Below are 725 nucleotides of genomic sequence, written 5' to 3'. Positions count from 1 at the left end.
CACAGGCCTATAAGTATTTGTTTTGTAGGCAAAAAACTATTTTTAATTTTTAACAAAATGTTCACGATCTCGCCCTGTCCTGTATCCAGCGGATGAATGCCTGGATCTTGGGACACTGGCGATGAGGGAGGGTCGCCAGGTAATAACGCGGCTCGCAGCGCACCGCCATGTCCGGGAAGGGCATCACCAGCGCTCCGCTCGCCAGCGCCTGGCTTGCCAGCTGCCTGCGCCCCATGGCGACACCGGCGTGGTGGGTGGCGGCAAGGATCGCCAGATCCGCTCGATCAAATCCCATGTGTGACGAGCAGGCCTCCAGGGAGAGATGCCAGTGACTCCCCCAGGTGCGCCACTCGTCGCTGTCGGTGTCCAGGCCCCAGGCCTGCCTGTCATGGAGCAGGCGGCACTGCTGCAGATTCCCCACCTCCCCCATCAGACCGTGGTCGCTGGCGTATTGAGGGCTGCACACCGGCACCATGTATTCATCCATTAGGGGGTGGATGGCCAGGCCCGTCGGGGTTCTGGCATCGAAGTTGAGGGTCAGATCGATGCCGTAGCCGTGCAGGTTGATGTGCTCGTTGCCCGTCAGCAGGTTGAGCTCGATGTGAGGATGCAGACGGGAAAAATCGGCGAGCCTTGGCACCAGCCAGCACCTGTCTCTTGATCAGATCTTGATCCCCTGCGCCATCAGATCCTTGGCGGCAAGAAAGCCATCCAGTTTACTTTGC

General features: G+C 59.3%; 1 pseudogene. It reads right to left on the bottom strand.

The features are described from left to right. Window positions 1-61 precede the first annotated feature (61 nt). Window positions 62-652, bottom strand: a pseudogene (locus tag PG892_RS22450) (LysR substrate-binding domain-containing protein); the annotation flags it as partial. Window positions 653-725 lie beyond the last annotated feature (73 nt).

Origin of the sequence: Aeromonas sp. QDB68 (assembly GCF_027707405.1) — a bacterium.
In the GTDB taxonomy this organism is placed as follows: Bacteria; Pseudomonadota; Gammaproteobacteria; order Enterobacterales; family Aeromonadaceae; genus Aeromonas; species Aeromonas caviae.
Note: the sequence above shows the minus strand (reverse complement) of the source record. Positions and strands in the feature narration are given on the sequence as shown.